The 640-nt window shown below is 57.5% G+C and carries 1 protein-coding gene; it reads right to left on the bottom strand.

Annotated elements, in window-relative coordinates; all coding sequences use genetic code 11:
• Nucleotides 1-640: pertactin-like passenger domain-containing protein (locus AC5O77_RS22040; protein ID WP_494507201.1), on the bottom strand; the 640-nt coding region annotated here is incomplete at both ends.

The raw sequence follows: 640 nt of genomic DNA, 5'->3' as shown, positions 1-640 counted from the left end.
GAGGAGGTGTGTGTCAGGTTCATATATCCGACCAAGCTGCCGGCATCATCCCGGACCGTGCCGGCGCGGGAGCCGTCATCATCCTTAACATCAACGGAAGAATGGCCTGCAGCACCATACACTCCTGTCGTCAGAGACATACCGGCGACCACTGTTCTGAGCAGGTCACCCTCCAGACGGACGAAGCCATAGCTGCCGCTGCTTTCCGGCGTGGCCCCACGGGCAATACCGCCGTTGTTATCGTGACCGAGATGGCCGCCCTGAATGCTGAGACGGACGCTGTTATTTTCACCGTTTACACCGGTCTGATGGCTGCGGGAGCCTGCCAGAATCCGGTCATAGTCCATTGCCTGTGTCAGCATGGATGTATACAGGGGGACTTCAGCACGATAAGCATTTTCACTGCGCAGGTACCAGTCTTCATCGCTGTCACGGTTCAGGGTGTAGTTAAAGGCGCCGGCCTGAAGCGGGCGACTCAGGGCAAACGCACCTTCTTCTGTGGTGGCGCCATTCTGTGCATCCACAACCCGGATACCCTGTCCGGAGGTTGCCACCCCGAGGTTACTGTTTCCGACATTTGTAAACGCAAGCCAGGTTTTGCCGGTTGCCTGACCACCATTAATCACCAGCTGGTCAGAGG

The organism is Stenotrophomonas sp. INTA L402-1 (genome assembly GCF_059295135.1).
Note: the sequence above shows the minus strand (reverse complement) of the source record. Positions and strands in the feature narration are given on the sequence as shown.